Origin of the sequence: Cryobacterium sp. Hh11, from assembly GCF_004404045.1 — a bacterium.
Lineage (GTDB): Bacteria > Actinomycetota > Actinomycetes > Actinomycetales > Microbacteriaceae > Cryobacterium > Cryobacterium levicorallinum.
In genome coordinates this window covers 85,549-101,902 of sequence record NZ_SOHF01000039.1, presented here as the reverse complement: position 1 = coordinate 101,902, position 16,354 = coordinate 85,549, and the positions used below count along the sequence as shown (strand labels likewise).

Genomic DNA, 16,354 nt, shown 5'->3' with positions numbered 1-16,354 from the left:
AGGTGCCGCATGGCCGAGCAGGGCTATCAGGTAAGCGGCCTCTCGTCGTGGGCGAGCATGGCCGCTGAGTCGCACGAGACCAACCCGGATCTCATGTGGCCGCTGTCGACCGAGGTGTTCGACAAAATGCGCCGCGAGGATTCGCAGATCGGGTCGGTGCTGCGCGCTGTCACACTCCCGATTCGCGGGGCTGAGTGGATGATCGATCCCGCCGGCGCCAGCCCTGAGGTCGTGGCCCTCGTCGCTGCTGACCTCGGACTGCCGGTGAAGGGTCAGGCTCCGGTCAACCCTCTGCGCACCAAGGGCCGTTTCCAATGGGGCGAACATCTCCGCCTGGCGCTGCTCGAGCTGGTCTACGGCCACTCGTACTTCGAGCAGGTCTACGCGCCGGAAGAGGGCAAGCTGCGGCTCAAGAAGCTCGCATGGCGTCCGCCGCGCAGTATCTCGAATGTGACGGTCGCACGCGACGGCGGCCTTGTCTCGATTGAGCAGCACGGCGTCAGTAGCCCGATTCCGGTCGACCGGCTCGTCGCGTACATCAACGACCGCGAGGGCGGCAACTGGATCGGCCAGAGCTTGCTGCGCACGGCGTACAAGAACTGGTTGCTCAAGGACCGCATGTTGCGCGCTCAGGCTCTGACGGTTGAGCGCAACGGCCTCGGCGTCCCGGTGTACACGGGTGCAGAGGTTCCTGAAAAGGCCGATGCGGCCGAGCGTGCGGCGTGGCAGCAGTCCGAGAAGGCATCGGGTCTTGCTCTCGCTAAGGGCTTCCGTGCCGGTGAAGCTGCGGGTGCATCCATACCGAACGGTTCCAATCTCACACTGATGGGCGTCACCGGCAAGCTGCCCGACACTGATCAGCCGATCCGGTACCACGACGAGCAAATCGCTCGCGCGGTGCTCGCGCACTTCCTGAACCTCGGCACCGAGACGGGCTCGTGGGCGCTTGGCTCCACGTTCGCGAACTTCTTCACCGACTCTCTGAACGCCGTCGCGGCTCACATCGCGGACGTCACCCAGGCGCACGTTGTGGAAGACCTCGTCGACTGGAACTGGGGCGAGAGCGAGCCGGCACCGCGGCTGGTGTTCAAGCCGATCGGCGCGGGATCACTCTCGGCCGAGGCGCTGAAGAGTCTCGTCGACGCCGGCGTGATCCACCCGGACGAAACACTCGAAGCATTCATGCGGGCGGCATTCAGTCTGCCCGTGAAAGACGCAACCGCACCCGCTCCGGTGGATGACGAACAGCCTGAGGAGGCGGCATGACGACCAAACAGAAGGCCCGAGACTGGTTCCGCATCGAACCCCGGGCCGCGGTGGACGAGATGACCTCGGCCGACGTGTTCATCTACGACGAGATCGGCGAGAGCTTCTGGGGCGGAGGTGTTTCCGCGTCGAGCATGGCGACTGAACTCGCCGCGCTCGACGTGGACAATCTCGCCGTCTACATCAACTCTCCCGGCGGCGCGGCGTGGGACGGCATCGCGATCATGAACGCGATCCGCCGGCACCGCGCGTTCGTCACCGTGCACATCGACGGTCTCGCTGCCTCGGCCGCGTCGATCATCGCCATGGCGGGCGACAAGATCGTCATGAATCGCGGCTCGCAGCTGATGATCCATGACGCATCTGGTGGCGTCTACGGCAATGCGACGGACATGGAAGAGACTGCGTCGATTCTCCAGAAGCTGTCCGACTCCCTCGCTGATGTTTACGCGGGCCGCACCGGAACCGACCGGGCGACTTGGCGCGATGCCATGAAGGCTGAGACCTGGTACACGGCCGAGGAAGCCGTCGCCGTTGGGCTCGCCGACGAGTGGGTCGACACTCCCGCTTCTCAGCCGGTGGACCGTGCGCGGTTCTCTGCACGAGCGCGAACGGCGATTCCGTCGCTCGCCTCCCTCAATCTCCCGAGCTCGTCCGAGCCGGGAACACCCAACCGAAAGGACCCACTCGACATGAGTGACATTCTCAAGGCTGGCCTCCTCGAGCGGCTCGGCGTTACCGATTCCGCAATCACCGACGAGCTGCTCCTTGCAGCTGTCGACGTGGTACTCGATGAGGCCACCGCCCCGGCCGCCGCTGCAGTTCCGGCCGGCACCGTTCTGATCGACTCCGCCGTGCTCAGCGACCTGCAGGCATCCGCCGCGCTGGGTCGCAAGGCCAGCGAAGCGCAGGACACCAGCCGCCGCGAGGCGATCGTGGACAGCGCTGTGAGTGACGGCCGCATTGCGCCCGCCTCGCGTGGCACCTGGCTCGAATCGCTGAGCGCGAACGAAAAGGGCACCACCGCTCTGATCGCCTCGCTGGCGAAGAACACCGTCCCGGTCGCCGAGATCGGTACCGCCGACGAACCGACCGCCGCTGACGCCCTCTACGCACTCGCGTTCGGCGACGACTCGAAGGAGGCCTAATCATGGCTGATTACCTGCCCAAGTTCGATAGCGGCAAGCCGTTCACTCGAGCATCATCTGCTGCCATCGCCGGCGGTCAGCTCGTCGGAGTCTCCGGCTCTGGCACCGTCGCCCCGACCACCGCCTCCCAGGCCTCATGGCTCGGTGTCGCGGCGTTCGACGTTGCGTCCGGCGACCAGGTCACCGTCTACACCGGCGGAGTTCAGCGTCTTACCGCTTCTGGCACCGTAACGGCCGGTGACCTCGTAGTCGCTGCCGCGGCTGGACAGGTCGCCACTGTCGCAGCAGTCACCACGCCCACCGCGGCTGATGTGACCTCCTCCCGCGCGATTGTGGGCGTTGCGCTCACCACCGCCACCACCGGCACCCTCGTCGAGGTATCTCTCCTCCGCTAGGGGGTGAGACAGAAAGGATCACCACAATGGCCTCTTACACCTACCCGGTAGCACGCCCCACGGGCACGCTCACCACGGCGCAGATTCATCTGCTCCTGTCCAACCCGACTGTTATCGCCAAGCGCGCGGCAACTCTCGCCGATCAGAAGTTCATCGCGGACTTCCTGCTGCGCGGACGCTTCAACGCCGTCGGCGGCGGCATCTTCTACGAGACCGGCGAGGAACTTTTCGCCGCTGACTCGCCCGAGGTCATCGCGCCCGGTTCGGCGTACCCGAAGACGGTCCTCACCAGTGGCGAAATCGCCGCTGCGAAGACCGACAAGCGCGGCATGGGCACGGACATCACCGACGAGAAGATCTCCCGCGAGGGAATCAGCTACGTGAACAAGGGCCTCGTCCGGCTCGCGAACACCGTCATTCAGGATGTCGACCTGCGGGCGATGGCTGTCATCGCGTCGAAGGTCACGACCTCGGCGGCCGCTTCGGCTGCGTGGACGACGCCCGGTGCGGTGCTCGAGACTCTCGTGACCCAAAACGGACTCCGCGGCGACGGCACCGGCATCGACCTTCAGGTCATTGTTCTGAAGCCGGCGAAGTTCGCGAAGCTCGTCGGCATCCTCGTGGACGCTGGCGCGTTCCCGCGGGAGCAGGCGAACATCGTCCTGTCCGGGAACTTGCCGTTCACTGCTCTCGGGTACACGTGGGTCACGTCGCCGAACTACCTCAGCGACAACCCCCTGTTCCTTGACGCGGATCAGCTCGGCGGCATGGCCGACGAGGCTCTGCAGTCGCCGGAGTTCGTGCGTTCCGCGGGTTCTCAGGTTGAGGTGTCCAGCATTCGTGCCGGCTCCCTCGACAAGTACGAGCTGCGCGTTCGTCGCGTCACGGTGCCCGTCGTCACGGAGCCGCTCGCCGGTATCACCATCACGGGAACGCTCCTCTGATGGCTGCCGCGAAGCCGAAGGCGTACCGAGTCAAGGGCGCCGTCGCGGTCATCCGCAAGGACGGCCACGAGCGCTACATCGACCGCGGCGGCGTGTTCCCTGCCGACGCTCTCGACGAGGCGAACGCGGAGCACCTTCTCGCGGCGGGGCTCATCGAGGTCTTCGAGCTGCCCGAAGTGGTAGACGAGGCCAAGTCCGAGGCCTACAAGGCCGCGGCTAACGCTGCAGCCGCAGAGAAGGCCGCAGCCGACAAAGCCGCAGCCGACGCCAAGAAGTAACGAGAAGGGGGCGATGGAGTGATTCTCCCAGAGGACATCAGCACTGACACGGATCTGGCGCGACGCATCCTGGTACGCGCGCGTTCCATCGCCCCTTGCCTGAATTCCCTTCTTGATGGCGACGACCGGAAGCTCGATGCGATCGCGATCCTCAAGGGCGTCATCGCTGAGGTGCCGGCGCCCGGTGCTCGCCGGGTGAAGTCGCGCGGTCGCAATGGCACGTCGATCAGCTACAACGACCCCGGTGGGGCGTTCAGCGACGACGACATCATGAGCCTCCGCTCGCTGTGTGACGTGGCAGCCGTTGGCCTCCCGGTCGGCAGCTTTCCGAAGGCGCGAGCTTTCGGGAATGAGTGGCGAGAGGGTGAGTACTCGTGAGTTGGGATGAGTTCTTCTACCCGCACTCGGTGAGCATCCGTAACGCTCAGCCCGCGGGCGGTATGGGTACTGGATACGGCACCGCACGAACGGTCATGGCGGAGGTGAAGGACGAGCAGCGACTCGTCCGCAACTCCGCCGGGTCCGAGGTCGTGTCGTCATCCTCGGTGACCGTGCCGATCAGCGAACACGTCCCGGTCGGGTCGCTCGTCACCGTGTGGCCTGGCACCGCCCGGCAGCGCGAGGCCGAAGTGCTCGCGGTCGGTGCCAATGAGAACGGCGTCGATGATCTCGACTCGTTCCTTGTCCTGTCTCTGAAGTAGGAGGTCGCTATGCAAATGCACGTATCTGCAGCTTCGGAGGTAGAGAAGGCTGTGCAAGCGGGGCTGAAAGAGGCGGGCAAGGCGATCCTGAAGCGGGCCCGCGAACTCAGCCCGACCGACGAGGGCGGCTCGGATAAGTCCGGGTTCTCCCTGGTGGACGACCTCACGCTGCAGGTGGGCTTCAAGTCCCATATCTCCCGCATGCAGCACGAGAACCTTGACTACCAGCACAAGCCGGGCGAGCAAGCCAAGTTCCTCGAGGCTGCCCTCGACGAGGTCGATACCGGCGCGATCCTCGCGAAGCATGTGAGGGCCGCTCTTGGATGATCGCACCCTGACAATGCTGATCTGCTCCATTCTCGGCGGGATCCCCAGCTGGGACTGGAACCCGGACGGACTGGGCCCCGTGATCGCGGACCCCGTGACCATCTTCTATGGCGCGCTCGATACCACACCTGACACGGCGTGCGGCGTTCGCGTGTACGGCTCAACCGACGAGCGGCACCTCGGGTGGCGGCGCGTGCAGCTTCGGCTGCGTGGCGACCCTGGTCGACCCGATGGTGCCGACGTGCTCGCCACCCCGGCATTCGATGCCCTTCAAGGACTCTCCCGCGTGGGAGGGATCAGCAGTATCAGTCGCCAATCCATGGCACCAGCCGGTGCCGACGACAACCGTCGCGAAGAGCGCACGGAGAACTACCTCATCATTCTCGATAATTTGGAGGCTCTCACATGAGCAGCAAAGTCCCCCTTCCCGCCGGTACGACGCTCGGTAAGAGCTTTGAGTACGGGATCGACGTCAACCTCGGCACGTACGATGTGCCGTCCTGGCAGCCGGTGCGCCGCATCAGCGGGTTCCAGCCCTCGCCAACCCCGCAGACGCAGGATGCGCAGACCTACGACGACCTCGGCGCGCCGAACAGCGACGTCACCGGGTGGAGCATCAACCATGCTTTTAACGCCCAGGTGAACCGCAGCATCACCACGGGTCTTTACCTGCCCGAGATCGAGGCCGTACTCGCCCGCACCGATCCCGACGCGAAGGGCGAGTATGCCGTGCTCGATGCGCGCTGGTACCACAAGCCGGAGTCGGGCGCAGCGAACCCGAAGGACGCGGGCCGGGGTTTCTTCACCGTTGCCACCACCCGTCAGAACTCGGGGCCGAACGGTGAGATCGAAGTGCTCTCGATCACCCTCACCGGCAAGGGTCCCTACGACAAGATCACAAACCCGTTCGCGGGCTGGACTGTCACTGCGCCGAGTATCTCGAGCGTGTCTGCTTCGTCGCCCGGGACGAACCCGGCAGGCACCGGCAAGCAGGTCACCATCACGGGTCTGAACCTCACTGGTGCGACCGCTGTCACGTTCAAGGCGATCGCGGCCAGTTCGTTCGCCGTTGTCAGTTCGACCACGATCGTCGCGGTGCTCCCGTCCGATGTAGCTGGCACTGTCGCTGTCGTTGTCACCACGCCGGCCGGCGTGTCGGCTGCGGTCAACTACACGCGGGCAGCGTAACCTATGGGCGCTATCGACTTCGCTGAGTGGGTAGCGCCTGACCTCGAGATCAAGCTGGGCGGGCGCACCTACACGGTGCCCCCGCCCACGGTCGAGGCCGCCAAGATGATCCTCGCTGCGGCTGTCCGTGGCGAGGTTCATCTCGGTCTCGTCACGGGTGAGATCCCGCCCGAGGTTCAGGCGATGCTCGACACGATCGGCGACGAGCACCCCGCCTTGGGCGAGGCTTTCGCGGCGATGGTGGCCGACAAGGTTCCTGCCGCGACCATTGACCGCGTGGCCTACTACGCGGTCTTCTACTGGGCGCGCGGCAAGGAATACGCCGACACCCTCGCGAAGCTGCTGTGGCTGCCACGAGAGGGCCAGGGCACCCCTGATGATGTCGGCCCAAAAGGCTCGTAACGGCTGAGGACTGGTCTCCATACGGCATGGGCACCCCCGACGCCGAGGGGTGGTTCCCGGATTACAAGCCGGTGCCCCAACACCTGAAACCAGAAGCACCCAACGCTCTGCCGGGCAAGACGACATCGGCCGATATTGACGGGTCACTGCTGGCCTTGATCACGAACTGGCGGCTGGTCGTCGCCGAGCTCGCTGAGCGAGGGATCGACCTGTACGACCCCGCTGTTCTTGCACGTCCATGGCCCGGTGTTCGGGCGGTGATTTTCTCGCTCATTGATAGCCCGACGCGGTTACGCGCGGTACTCACCCGGAGGTGATCCATGGCTACTCTCAGGGCGGCACAGCTGGAAGTACTTTTTACCGCTGATACCAAGCAGATCCAGCAGGCCGATAAGGACGTCAAGTCCATCGGCGAGCGGATCGAGAAGAAGCCCATAAAGCAGAAGCTGACCGCCGATGCCACCGAAGTCCTGTCCAGTGCGGATCGGATTGAGGCCGCGTACAAGGTCGCGTTCGCGAACAGCACCGAGGCATCAGCCCGGCAGAAGCGCGCGCTGATATCCAACTACCTTGAGTCGGACCGCGCGGCAGGAAAGTCTGCTGCCCAGATCCAGTCCGTACTCACGCGCTCATACGGCATTGCTGAATCCGCCGCGCGTGAACTTGCGCAGGTGGCGAGCGGAGAAATCCCGATCAAGGTCGACGTGGCCCCCGCTCTCAAGAGCATGGACCGCGTAGAGGACGCCGCGAAGAAGCTCGTTTCGCAGAGCACATCCCTCAAGCTCGACGCCGACGTCACCCGGGCCGAGAAGAGCCTCGACCGGGCAAAGCAGCGCCTTGCTGACCTCGAGGTGCGTGCGCTCGGCGGGCTCGACGTGACGGCGGACATTCGTCGCGCTGAGGCCAATCTGTCGAAGGTCGAGCGGAGCCTAGCCGGGTTGCAGAACGCTCGTACTCAGATCGAGATCGACACGTCCACGATCAAGGCCGAGACTGAACTCGACCAGCTGGTGCCGAAGGCGGGCGCGGCCGGCGACAAGAGCGGGAAGTCGTTTGTCGGCGGGCTCGACTCTGCCACTCGTGGCGCCGGCGCTAAGGTCGGCGATGTCGTCGGCGGCGATATTGAGGGCACTCTCATCAAGGCCCTGACCGCAATCCCAATCGCGGGTGGAATCATCCTGGCCGGGGTCGCGATCGGCAAGGCTGTCAGCGGCGCAATTCAGGACGGGCTGCAGGTCGAGGTCGGCAACGACCGCCTGCAGGCCTTAACCGGGGTCAGCGAGGCTGACGCGCTCCGTCTCGGACGCGCCGCTGGTGAGGCCTACGCGAACGTCTTCGGCGACTCCGTCGAAGCGAACATGGACACTACCCGCCTCGCGCTGCAGTTCGATCTGATCGACGCCGACACCTCCACGCGGAGCGCGCAGAAGGTTGTCGAGAGTCTCTCTGGCATCGCCGACGTGCTCGGCGAGGACGTGCGCCCGATTGCGGCCGCCGTCACCACGATGCTGAACTCAGGTCTGGCCAAGTCAGCGGAGAACGCCTTCGACATCCTCGCTACCGGTGCCCGTGAAGGCGTAAATCGCAGCGAAGACCTGATCGACACCTTCACCGAGTATCCGGCCACGTTCTCTCGGCTCGGGCTGTCCGCTGAGGAAGCTCTCGGACTACTAAATCAGGGGCTGGGCGCCGGAGCCCGAAACAGCGACCTCGCTGCGGATGCTCTCAAAGAGTTTCAGATTCGCGCGACCGATGCAAGCGAGTCGTCAGCCGAAGGTTTCGAGACTCTCGGCCTGAACGCCGAAGAGATGACGGCGAAGATCGCGCGCGGCGGGCAAGAGGCCAACGACGGGCTGGAGCTCGTGCTGGCAAAGCTCCGCGAGACTGAGGACCCGGTGCTGCGCAACGCCGCAGCCGTAGCGCTGTTCGGCACGCAGGCGGAGGACCTCGGCACGGCGCTATTCGCCATGGACCTTTCGACCGCAGTTGACGAGCTCAACGGCGTCACGGGTGCCGCACAGCAGATGTTCGACACCCTCGCCGACAACGACGCGACCAAAATGGAGCAGGCATCCCGCAATATCGAAGTAGCCGCGGACGGCATGAAGGGCGCTCTCGCTGCAGCGTTCTCGGATCCGCTCGGTGACGCTGCGGAATGGATTTCACAGAACCGTGGCCCGATGCTGGAGTTCTTCCTCGACCTCGCGAACGGGGCGCTCGATTTCGGCGATGCCTCGATTGATGCGGCGGCAGACGGGGCCGAGGCCTTCGGTGAATTTGTTGCTGGGCCTCTCGCGGACCTGGTCGACGGCATTGCGGGCGCCATCGACGTCATGAACGGCTTCGCCGGCCGACCGAAAGAACTCGACGACCTCGCTGCCAGCATGCGAGGATTCGATGACACTTCGGCGGATGCCGCAGACACCATCCGCAGCCTGCATGATGGGCTCGACGACAGCCGCACCAAGCTCAACGAGTTCGGCGATGGAGCCGTCGCCATGGGGTATCTCAACGATGCTTCACTGCGTCTGATCGACACCATCGGCGAGGTCGGCGTCACCGCTGAGGGCGCCACCTACGGCCTAGACGGAATTGACCTTGCTCAAATTCGCGCGTCGGACTCGGGCAAGCTGCTCGAGGATCAGGTGCGCAATTCTCTGGCGGCCATGGGCGAAGAGGCGACCGCGGCAGCGACGGCTGGCGAAAGCCAGGACCAACTGGCCGCGCGATATCGGACTTCGACGGACGCCCTCGTGGGGCAACTCACGCAGATGGGCCTAACGGAGGAGCAGGCCCGCAAACTCATCGACACGGTTCTGAAGACTCCTCCTTCGGCGACGACTGAGTTCGGCTCCAACGCGGAGGCGCAGCAGACCAAGGTGCAGGGCCTCGCAGACCGCATCACGACTCTGCCTGATGGATCGGTCGTGATCAACGCGGACATCGCGACGGCCCAAGAGAAGCTCGCTCAGTTTTTGAGGGACTTGAATAATATTCCGGGTCGCCGCGACGTGGTTATCAACCAGGTGGTGCAGCAGACAGGCGCAGCACGCGGCGCTGTCGCTGCTGCCTACCAGGCACAGGGGAACATCGTCGAGTTCATGGCGCAGGGTGGCATGCGTGGTCTCACCCCGATGTCGCACACCGCACAGGTTGTGCCGCCGTCGACGTGGCGCGTTGTCGGCGATCGCGGCGATGTGCCCGAATCATTCATTCCTATTGACGGGTCCGCCCGGTCGATGTCGATACTTCTCGAGACTATGCGGCGCATGGGTGTGATGCCAATGGCCGCTGGCGGGATCAACGTCTCTACGCCTAGCAACGCCTCACGGACTGCGCCCGGGGTCACGAATAACTTCAACGGACCGATTGGCGCGAACGCTGAGGACGTCATTCGTAAGCAACAGATTGGCCAACGTCGCGCGCAGATGTTATTCAACACCCGAAGGGTAGGTATCGCATGAGCGAATACATCTTGACGGGGCCGGATGGGACCGAATTCGACATCAAGAGCGGTCCCATCCGCCTTAGCAGTGCCGGGATCATGGGCCTGTCAATGCCACCCTTTGAGGCATACACAAGGGAAACGGCAGCGCTCGACGGGCAGGTGCTGACGGGGTATAGGACGGGACCGCGAACGGTGTTCCTCCCTTTGCTCACGCCGATGGGTTTGGGCGTGGATGAGTGGCTGGCTTCGGAAAGCGCGTTCTGGAAGATCATGGATCCTGAGGTGACGTGCCGCCTCACTGTTTCGTCCTCGGCGGACGTCGTGCGCTTCTTGGATCTTCGCTTCGTAGGTGACGGCGACCTGGCATTCGATCTAGACCCGACCGACGTCACCGGTTACCCATTCGGTCTAGAGATGGTCGCAGACAAACCCTTCTGGCGTGGCCCTCTCACCTCGAAGGTTTTCCAGACTGCCGCCGACACGGGTAATTTCTACGCGCCGCCCGGTTCCAGTTTCGTCTTCACCATCGGCTCAGCGTCGACGGTGGCCGGCGCGACGGTATCGAATCCTGGGGACACTCCGGCGTGGCCAACACACACTGTTTACGGTCCGGCTGTGAGCTTCTCCATCAACGTGGGCGGGTCGGTCATTTCGGCCACGCTCGCCCTGGCTGCGGGGGAATGGCTGACGATCGACACCAATCCCACGGCTCAGATTGCCCGAAAGTGGGTGGCCGGCGTGGGGACGATCGTTCCGTTCTTCCAGTTCTCGTCGATTCAGTTTGCGCAGATCCCGCGGGGCGGTTCGGTCCCGGTTGACATTGTGCTGAACGGTGCCGGTTCCGTGCAGGTCGCTTTCTCCCCGCAATATAGAAGGGCTTTCTGATGGAGTCTCCATTCGTTGTGCAGATTTTCGACAAGGCGTTCAATCTGCTTGGCATCCTTGGCGATCCGCTCCGGCTGGACCTCACGCCCCTATTCAATAAGGTCGGTACGGGTGAAATTGAGGTGTCAGCATCCGATCCGATGCTGGACTTCATGCTCGCGCACGGCTCCCGCTGCCGCATCACATACAAGGGCGGGCATGAAATGTCCGGGCCGCTGCTGCACCCCACGGGCAAGGTGACGGCTTTCGGCACGGTCATTTTCCAGATCGAGGACGACTACCGGTATATGCCGAACACGCTTGGCTGGGTGATGCCGAACGAGTCGTCGCGGTCGTCGGGGAAGCTGGCCCCGCTGGATCTGTCGGACCATGCGCAGGCGTGGACGGATGCCGCGATGGAGCCGGGGCTCGCGTATGGCTACGGCTACTACGTCTTCCCGGATGGCAGCGGTGGCAGTTCAATTCTCAGTTCGGCAGAATCCGCTATCAAGAACCTAATCACAGTGAATATGGTGTCGCGGATGGGCCGACCGGTGACGGTCAGCCCGGACCTCGCGCGCGGCGGTGATGCCAGAGCGGCGGGGATGCTGCCATCGGTCCGCATGACTCCGCTCGATGAGGCGGTCGCGGCCCTCCTGAAATGGTCGGGTCTTGGCCTGCGATTCCAGCATGACGGCCTCACGCCGACGATCACGGCCGAGGTGTGGCAGCCAGCGACATGGCCGCTGGATCTGACCGTTGATTCGGGTGTTGTCCTCGACGGGGATTGGTCACAGCAGTATCCGACCGCAACCCGAATTGTCGGCGGCGGCCCTGGTGAGGATGTCGCGCGCGCATTCTGGGACGTGCGCGACACGACCGGTCTTGAGGCCGAGTACGGCGACATCATCGAGGTCTTTCGGGACGCAACCGGCGCAACCTTGAATTGGCCGGGCACGCTCGCAGATGCCTACCGGATCGCGAAGTATTACCTGCTCCGCACCGAGGTTGCGACCGCAGATAAAAATCAGTTCACCGGCTACATGAATGCGACGGGGGCAAAGGGTCTCGCGGAGGGTGCGCCGACTTCCGGCCTGTCGCTGACGCTCTCGGAGACCCCGAATTTCCAGTACAGCCCGACCGGATTTCGGCGCGGCGATCACATCTCCATCATGGCGAACGGCATCCCATTCACTGACCAGATTATGGCCGTGAATCTCAAATGGGACAAAACCAATGGTGCGAAGGTCACCCCGCAGGTCGGCAACCGCACTGACAATCCCGACGAGCTTTTCGCACGGGCTATTTCGCAGCTCGCCGCTGCACAACGACGACTTTCAACGAGCAGGTAGGACGACATGGCAATCACAGGTTACGGCTTCGACGGCACCCTTGATGAGGCAAAGCTGGCGAAGATGATGGCGCTGGCTGGCGTCCGCTATGCCGTGGGGAGCGCGGCTGATTACATGGCCACGCAAGTCGCGGGCGTGCGCTCGATCTCCATCTCGGCGGGTGATGCTTATGCGCCATTCGTCATGGCAACCGCTCCGACTGCGGAGGTGGTTGCTTTCTCGGCGCCCACCGCCGGACAGTGGCACCTGAGCGTGCTGCGCCGGACGTGGGCAGGCACAGGGGGCACGTGCGAGCTCGTCGCGGTTGCCGGTGCCACTACGACCAGCACCACCCCGACCGCACCGCCGACGGCATACCCCACGATCAACTCCACCCCCGGCGTGGTCGATGACCAGCCACTGTGGTGGGCGTGGGTGAACGCCACAACGACAGCCGTTGCGCTGTTCGACGCGCGCGCCACTTCAAACGATGGTGGTGCCGGGATTACAACTCAGTACCACTCCGAATTCACCACCTCGATTTCGGCAGCCTCAGGATCACAGCTGACCTTAGGAACCGTTACCCAGACGTTCAGTACATACGCAGGTATGGTGCAAGCCGGCACTGGCTCGTTCTTCATCCCGCAAGCCGGCATCTATGCAATCACCGTCGCAGTGAACATCGGTGCTGTTTCAACCGGGGAATCATTTGTTGGGATCACCGCGCCCAATGGGGCCATCGTGCGAGGCAACACAAATTCGCGCGACCGAATGTCGGTGTCCGTTCCTAATATCCGCATTCCGGCAGGAGGCGCAACTATCGGAACTGAGCTACTGCAAGTTACAGGGGCCACGCGCACAGTTACCGGCATGGTATCCATTAGCCGGGTGGGGTAGACGATGCTTACTGCGGCGGCGGGCCATTCATGACCAATACCATCGAGCAAGTAATCGCCTACGCGCGGGCGCACCCGACACGCGGCGGTGGCACGTGGCACAACTGGTGCGAGTCGTTCGTTTACCGGGCGGGCGGGTTCTCCCAGAGCTTTTCCACGGCGACACTCGCAGGCAACGCGGCTGGCTGGCTAAACCCCAGTCCACTCTCGGCACCACGCGGCGCCATCCACTACTGGGGCAACGGGCCGGGGCATGTCGCCTTTGAACTCGGCGGCGGGCTGATGCTCATGGCAAGCGACGGTGCAACCTCACTATGGGGAACCGCGCTCGGAACCGCAACCCTGGCCGAATACTCCAAGCGTAAGCCGTCTATGCGATACCGCGGATGGTCGCTCCGGCACGGCACGCAAACCTTGGCAGCATCGGCCGCGCCGGCTGCGACCCATTCAGCCCCAATACCTACCCGAAAGAAGAAGAGCATGTACCTCGCCTGGGACACCAACGGAACCGGATACCTCGTCACCGATCAGGGCTGGTTCGGCCTGCCCTCGATGCAGTATTACGACCTCTTCAAGCGGCTGCTGAACAGCACGGCAGACGCGCCGCAAACGTTCAACAAGCTCGAAACCGACATGATGAACAACGTACTGCGCGGCCTCTCGCTCAACAACAACACACAGGCAGCCGCACCGACCATCGACGCCGGAGCGATCGCCAAGGTTGTCGCGGAGGCAGTGCGTTCCCAGATCGGCGACGTGAACGTCACCATCGACGAAGCCGCAATTGCCAAGGCAGTAAACGACGACGCGGCCGCACGCCTCGCTAGCTAGTTCGCGACGCACCCCGTCGGGATGCCTGCATCGTTCAACCAGCCGGGCGCGAATCCCTCTTCACACGTGAAAGTCGGGCTCGCCAACCATGCAGCGAACGGATCAACAGTCTCGACCGGGGCAGGCTCAACAACGGGTTCCACGATCGGAGCTACCGGAATAGGCGCGACGGGGGCGGGTACGGGAGCTGCTGGAGCAGCCGGTGCCGTGCCTGCCGGTGCTGGTGGAGCCTTGACTGCGGGCGTTGTGGGCTTGACCGGGGTGACAGTTTCGACGGGCACCTCGATCGATTGAGGGGCCTCAATCGGCGCCACGGGCTCCGCGGTCGGTTCAGACATCGGCGCGGTCGTTGCTAGCACTTCCCGAATGCTCACCGGCTCCATCTCGGCACCCGCGCATCCGCTGAGGGCTGCTGTGACTATGGCGGCAATGGCAAGAGCGCATGTGATCTTCATGGCTCCAACCTACGGGTGTATGAACACCCGCGCAAGGTGTATGCACACCCTCGTTATGGTTCCGCCACGTACTCGGCTAAACCCCGACGCACCACATCCGAAAGCGTCTCGCCATTCGATGCTGCTTTCGCCTGAGCTGCCACCTTCAGATCCAGGGGAATGCGCACACCCGTGATCGGTGTCTTCGGTTGATTCGCCACGCCCTGATCCTCCCACACACAACAACACCGAAAGGGGCACCCATGGCGTGTCGCCACGATCCATCGAACACCTGCACGTGCGGTCCGACCAGCGACTCATGCCAGCATCCGACCAGCTGATGCCCGAGCTTTTCCCCGACTGGTTCATCGACTGGGCAAGCTCGGTCACGCTGCTCGAGCTGCTGATCTACGCCCTCGCCATTGCCGCTGGCCTCAAATGGGGCCGTCAATGGTGGGCCGCGGTCGTTGCCGGCGCGAAGGGCATTGTCGCATTCGCCGCGACCCTCGCCAGCATTCGCGGCCTCACCGCTTTCATTGCCCGGACAGATGCGACCCTCGCCGACCAGACGAAGACGATGGCGGCGCAGACCGACAAGATCGCGGGCATATTCCACGAGACGCACAACAACGACGGCTCAAGCATCAAGGACTCGGGCGAACGAACTGAACTCGCCGTCGACCGCCTTGAGCGCGGCATGCTCGCCATTTTCAAGCGCCTCGACGCCGCCGGCATCCGCGCCACCGACGACGAAGACCAGATCCGTCAAGAACTCGAAGACACCCACCCCAAGGAGAAACCATGACCACCACTGAACTCGCCATCGGCGACACCATCCGCACCCGCGCACTCGCCTACGTCCGCACCGGCGTGCCCGCACTCATCGGTGCGCTCCTCACCTGGCTCGCCAGCCGCATCCCCGCCGTCTTCGACTTCCTCGCCGCCGTCGATCCCGAATGGCGCACCCTGCTGTACTCGCTCGTGACAGCACTCGTGATCCTTGCCTACTATGCCCTCGCACGGTGGCTCGGCAAGCGCTGGCCCAAGATTGAAACACTCATGCTCGGCAGCTCCAAGACACCGGTCTACGCCACTGCGAAGCACGCCGAGTAGCAGCATGGACCTCACCACCCTCACCGACTCCGAATTCGAGCAGCACCGACTCGACGTCAACGCTGAGCAAAACAGGCAGTTCAGTCTGATCGTCATCCCGCAGCAAGTCGCCCAACTCTCCGCCCAATTCCTCACCGCCGGCGGCGACCAGGCGACACTCGACGCCGCGATCATCCCCGAACCTGTCGAGGAGGAACCGGCCACAGAAACCGAGACGCCAACCACGAAGGAAGCGTGACTCTAGGCCACCCCCACCCAGGTCTCGTTAGACAGTCGCGGCTATCGCAATGGGTCGGCATGTCAGCCACGTCAGGCCCGTGCGATCCGAGTAGACACCCTATTCGGGGGTAGCAGTTGTGACCGTCTGGTCATTTCTGACGAGGAACGGTCTGACATACTCAAACAATGAGTGAGACAATGCCACCGCAAGTACAGTTCCAAATTCAGGCCCAGTGGGTGCTGGATCCGTTGAGTGTCCCTGCGGTAGTAAATCAGATGCTCATTCAGGAGGGGCCTCCTGTTGAGAATGGCATGACCCCGGATGGCACCTACCTCACATTTGGGCACCTCAATCCGCCGATATCCATGGAGCCGCAGCCTGATCCCGGACCCGACGCCTTCGCGAACACGATTCTTCCGGTCGTGCCCGTTTCACGATTCTTCGTTTCGCGGGAGCGGCTGAAGAGTTTCCACGCGACGCTGGGGCGCTACCTGGAAGCAACTGATCCCAGCACTCGATGAGTCATAGTGTTGCATTCTCTGTTGGCGTTGCTGCTGCGTCTGCGGCG

At 63.7% G+C, this 16,354-nt stretch carries 23 protein-coding genes; 21 read left to right on the top strand and 2 right to left on the bottom strand.

All coding sequences use genetic code 11. The features are described 5' to 3' along the window. The first annotated feature begins 9 nt into the window (after positions 1-9). The 17 genes from E3T46_RS17440 to E3T46_RS17360 are packed head-to-tail and all read left to right on the top strand — an operon-like array spanning position 10 to position 14,019. On the top strand, positions 10-1,266 hold the full coding sequence (locus E3T46_RS17440) for a DUF935 family protein (RefSeq protein ID WP_134579523.1): 1,257 nt from the start codon (positions 10-12) through the stop codon (positions 1,264-1,266). Then, entirely contained in the window at positions 1,263-2,414 is a 1,152-nt protein-coding gene (locus E3T46_RS17435; RefSeq protein ID WP_134579522.1) for a head maturation protease, ClpP-related, read from the top strand. The genes E3T46_RS17440 and E3T46_RS17435 overlap by 4 nt, the downstream gene beginning before the upstream one ends. Positions 2,415-2,416: 2 nt before the next feature. Further along, complete coding sequence (locus E3T46_RS17430) at positions 2,417-2,809, top strand: capsid cement protein (protein WP_134579521.1); 393 nt, start codon at positions 2,417-2,419, stop codon at positions 2,807-2,809. Between the two features lie 26 nt (positions 2,810-2,835). Further along, entirely contained in the window at positions 2,836-3,753 is a 918-nt protein-coding gene (locus E3T46_RS18275; RefSeq protein ID WP_198419249.1) for a hypothetical protein, read from the top strand. Further along, complete coding sequence (locus tag E3T46_RS18205) at positions 3,753-4,031, top strand: hypothetical protein (RefSeq protein WP_174845418.1); 279 nt, start codon at positions 3,753-3,755, stop codon at positions 4,029-4,031. Before E3T46_RS18275 ends, E3T46_RS18205 begins: the two co-directional genes overlap by 1 nt. An 18-nt stretch (positions 4,032-4,049) precedes the next feature. Continuing rightward, positions 4,050-4,409, top strand: a complete 360-nt coding sequence (locus E3T46_RS17415) for a hypothetical protein (RefSeq protein ID WP_134579520.1) — start codon at positions 4,050-4,052, stop codon at positions 4,407-4,409. Beyond that, the gene (locus tag E3T46_RS17410; RefSeq protein ID WP_134579519.1) at positions 4,406-4,732 is read left to right on the top strand and encodes a hypothetical protein; all 327 of its coding nucleotides are present in this window, start codon (positions 4,406-4,408) and stop codon (positions 4,730-4,732) included. Before E3T46_RS17415 ends, E3T46_RS17410 begins: the two co-directional genes overlap by 4 nt. A gap of 9 nt (positions 4,733-4,741) precedes the next feature. Continuing rightward, entirely contained in the window at positions 4,742-5,059 is a 318-nt protein-coding gene (locus E3T46_RS17405; RefSeq protein ID WP_134579518.1) for a hypothetical protein, read from the top strand. Next, complete coding sequence (locus E3T46_RS17400) at positions 5,052-5,468, top strand: minor capsid protein (RefSeq protein ID WP_134579517.1); 417 nt, start codon at positions 5,052-5,054, stop codon at positions 5,466-5,468. Before E3T46_RS17405 ends, E3T46_RS17400 begins: the two co-directional genes overlap by 8 nt. Next, complete coding sequence (locus E3T46_RS17395; protein WP_134579516.1) at positions 5,465-6,247, top strand: IPT/TIG domain-containing protein; 783 nt, start codon at positions 5,465-5,467, stop codon at positions 6,245-6,247. Before E3T46_RS17400 ends, E3T46_RS17395 begins: the two co-directional genes overlap by 4 nt. A gap of 3 nt (positions 6,248-6,250) precedes the next feature. Next, on the top strand, positions 6,251-6,649 hold the full coding sequence (locus E3T46_RS17390) for a hypothetical protein (RefSeq protein WP_134579515.1): 399 nt from the start codon (positions 6,251-6,253) through the stop codon (positions 6,647-6,649). A gap of 26 nt (positions 6,650-6,675) precedes the next feature. Next, positions 6,676-6,966, top strand: coding sequence for a hypothetical protein (locus tag E3T46_RS17385; RefSeq protein ID WP_134579514.1), 291 nt, complete (start codon positions 6,676-6,678; stop codon positions 6,964-6,966). A gap of 3 nt (positions 6,967-6,969) precedes the next feature. Continuing rightward, positions 6,970-10,113, top strand: a complete 3,144-nt coding sequence (locus E3T46_RS17380; protein WP_241980893.1) for a phage tail tape measure protein — start codon at positions 6,970-6,972, stop codon at positions 10,111-10,113. Then, a complete protein-coding gene (locus E3T46_RS17375) occupies positions 10,110-10,982 on the top strand; it encodes a hypothetical protein (RefSeq protein ID WP_134579513.1) in 873 nt (290 codons plus the stop codon). The genes E3T46_RS17380 and E3T46_RS17375 overlap by 4 nt, the downstream gene beginning before the upstream one ends. 17 nt (positions 10,983-10,999) lie before the next feature. Beyond that, a complete protein-coding gene (locus E3T46_RS17370) occupies positions 11,000-12,313 on the top strand; it encodes a hypothetical protein (RefSeq protein WP_166790325.1) in 1,314 nt (437 codons plus the stop codon). A gap of 6 nt (positions 12,314-12,319) precedes the next feature. Further along, a complete protein-coding gene (locus E3T46_RS17365) occupies positions 12,320-13,189 on the top strand; it encodes a hypothetical protein (protein WP_134579511.1) in 870 nt (289 codons plus the stop codon). Between the two features lie 29 nt (positions 13,190-13,218). Beyond that, positions 13,219-14,019: a hypothetical protein gene (locus E3T46_RS17360; protein ID WP_134579510.1), complete on the top strand. Its 801-nt coding sequence runs from the start codon at positions 13,219-13,221 to the stop codon at positions 14,017-14,019. Here the strand turns inward: E3T46_RS17360 and E3T46_RS17355 are convergent. Beyond that, complete coding sequence (locus E3T46_RS17355; protein ID WP_134579509.1) at positions 14,016-14,474, bottom strand: hypothetical protein; 459 nt, start codon at positions 14,472-14,474, stop codon at positions 14,016-14,018. The two genes, E3T46_RS17360 and E3T46_RS17355, sit on opposite strands and share 4 nt — an antisense overlap. Positions 14,475-14,527: 53 nt before the next feature. After that, a complete protein-coding gene (locus tag E3T46_RS18115) occupies positions 14,528-14,674 on the bottom strand; it encodes a hypothetical protein (RefSeq protein WP_166790324.1) in 147 nt (48 codons plus the stop codon). Positions 14,675-14,721: 47 nt separating this feature from the next. On the opposite strand from E3T46_RS18115, the gene E3T46_RS17350 reads away from it, so the two are divergent. The 4 genes from E3T46_RS17350 (at position 14,722) to E3T46_RS17335 (ending at position 16,307) form a co-directional block, all read left to right on the top strand. Then, positions 14,722-15,258 carry a hypothetical protein gene (locus tag E3T46_RS17350; RefSeq protein WP_134579508.1) on the top strand — a complete coding sequence of 179 codons (537 nt, stop codon included), beginning with the start codon at positions 14,722-14,724 and terminating at the stop codon, positions 15,256-15,258. Further along, positions 15,255-15,566 carry a hypothetical protein gene (locus E3T46_RS17345; protein WP_134579507.1) on the top strand — a complete coding sequence of 104 codons (312 nt, stop codon included), beginning with the start codon at positions 15,255-15,257 and terminating at the stop codon, positions 15,564-15,566. The genes E3T46_RS17350 and E3T46_RS17345 overlap by 4 nt, the downstream gene beginning before the upstream one ends. Before the next feature lie 4 nt (positions 15,567-15,570). Beyond that, entirely contained in the window at positions 15,571-15,804 is a 234-nt protein-coding gene (locus E3T46_RS17340) for a hypothetical protein (RefSeq protein WP_134579506.1), read from the top strand. A gap of 167 nt (positions 15,805-15,971) precedes the next feature. Beyond that, positions 15,972-16,307: a hypothetical protein gene (locus E3T46_RS17335; RefSeq protein ID WP_134579505.1), complete on the top strand. Its 336-nt coding sequence runs from the start codon at positions 15,972-15,974 to the stop codon at positions 16,305-16,307. Positions 16,308-16,354: the final 47 nt, after the last annotated feature.

What these genes read in the sequence shown, in the direction of transcription:
- E3T46_RS17440 (WP_134579523.1), top strand. Translation starts at nt 10, where the DNA reads ATGGCCGAGCAGGGCTATCAGGTAAGCGGCCTCTCGTCGTGGGCGAGC.
- E3T46_RS17435 (WP_134579522.1), top strand. Translation starts at nt 1,263, where the DNA reads ATGACGACCAAACAGAAGGCCCGAGACTGGTTCCGCATCGAACCCCGG.
- E3T46_RS17430 (WP_134579521.1), top strand. Translation starts at nt 2,417, where the DNA reads ATGGCTGATTACCTGCCCAAGTTCGATAGCGGCAAGCCGTTCACTCGA.
- E3T46_RS18275 (WP_198419249.1), top strand. Translation starts at nt 2,836, where the DNA reads ATGGCCTCTTACACCTACCCGGTAGCACGCCCCACGGGCACGCTCACC.
- E3T46_RS18205 (WP_174845418.1), top strand. Translation starts at nt 3,753, where the DNA reads ATGGCTGCCGCGAAGCCGAAGGCGTACCGAGTCAAGGGCGCCGTCGCG.
- E3T46_RS17405 (WP_134579518.1), top strand. Translation starts at nt 4,742, where the DNA reads ATGCAAATGCACGTATCTGCAGCTTCGGAGGTAGAGAAGGCTGTGCAA.
- E3T46_RS17395 (WP_134579516.1), top strand. Translation starts at nt 5,465, where the DNA reads ATGAGCAGCAAAGTCCCCCTTCCCGCCGGTACGACGCTCGGTAAGAGC.
- E3T46_RS17390 (WP_134579515.1), top strand. Translation starts at nt 6,251, where the DNA reads ATGGGCGCTATCGACTTCGCTGAGTGGGTAGCGCCTGACCTCGAGATC.
- E3T46_RS17385 (WP_134579514.1), top strand. Translation starts at nt 6,676, where the DNA reads ATGGGCACCCCCGACGCCGAGGGGTGGTTCCCGGATTACAAGCCGGTG.
- E3T46_RS17380 (WP_241980893.1), top strand. Translation starts at nt 6,970, where the DNA reads ATGGCTACTCTCAGGGCGGCACAGCTGGAAGTACTTTTTACCGCTGAT.
- E3T46_RS17375 (WP_134579513.1), top strand. Translation starts at nt 10,110, where the DNA reads ATGAGCGAATACATCTTGACGGGGCCGGATGGGACCGAATTCGACATC.
- E3T46_RS17365 (WP_134579511.1), top strand. Translation starts at nt 12,320, where the DNA reads ATGGCAATCACAGGTTACGGCTTCGACGGCACCCTTGATGAGGCAAAG.
- E3T46_RS17360 (WP_134579510.1), top strand. Translation starts at nt 13,219, where the DNA reads ATGACCAATACCATCGAGCAAGTAATCGCCTACGCGCGGGCGCACCCG.
- E3T46_RS17355 (WP_134579509.1), bottom strand. Translation starts at nt 14,474, where the DNA reads ATGAAGATCACATGCGCTCTTGCCATTGCCGCCATAGTCACAGCAGCC.
- E3T46_RS17345 (WP_134579507.1), top strand. Translation starts at nt 15,255, where the DNA reads ATGACCACCACTGAACTCGCCATCGGCGACACCATCCGCACCCGCGCA.
- E3T46_RS17340 (WP_134579506.1), top strand. Translation starts at nt 15,571, where the DNA reads ATGGACCTCACCACCCTCACCGACTCCGAATTCGAGCAGCACCGACTC.
- E3T46_RS17335 (WP_134579505.1), top strand. Translation starts at nt 15,972, where the DNA reads ATGAGTGAGACAATGCCACCGCAAGTACAGTTCCAAATTCAGGCCCAG.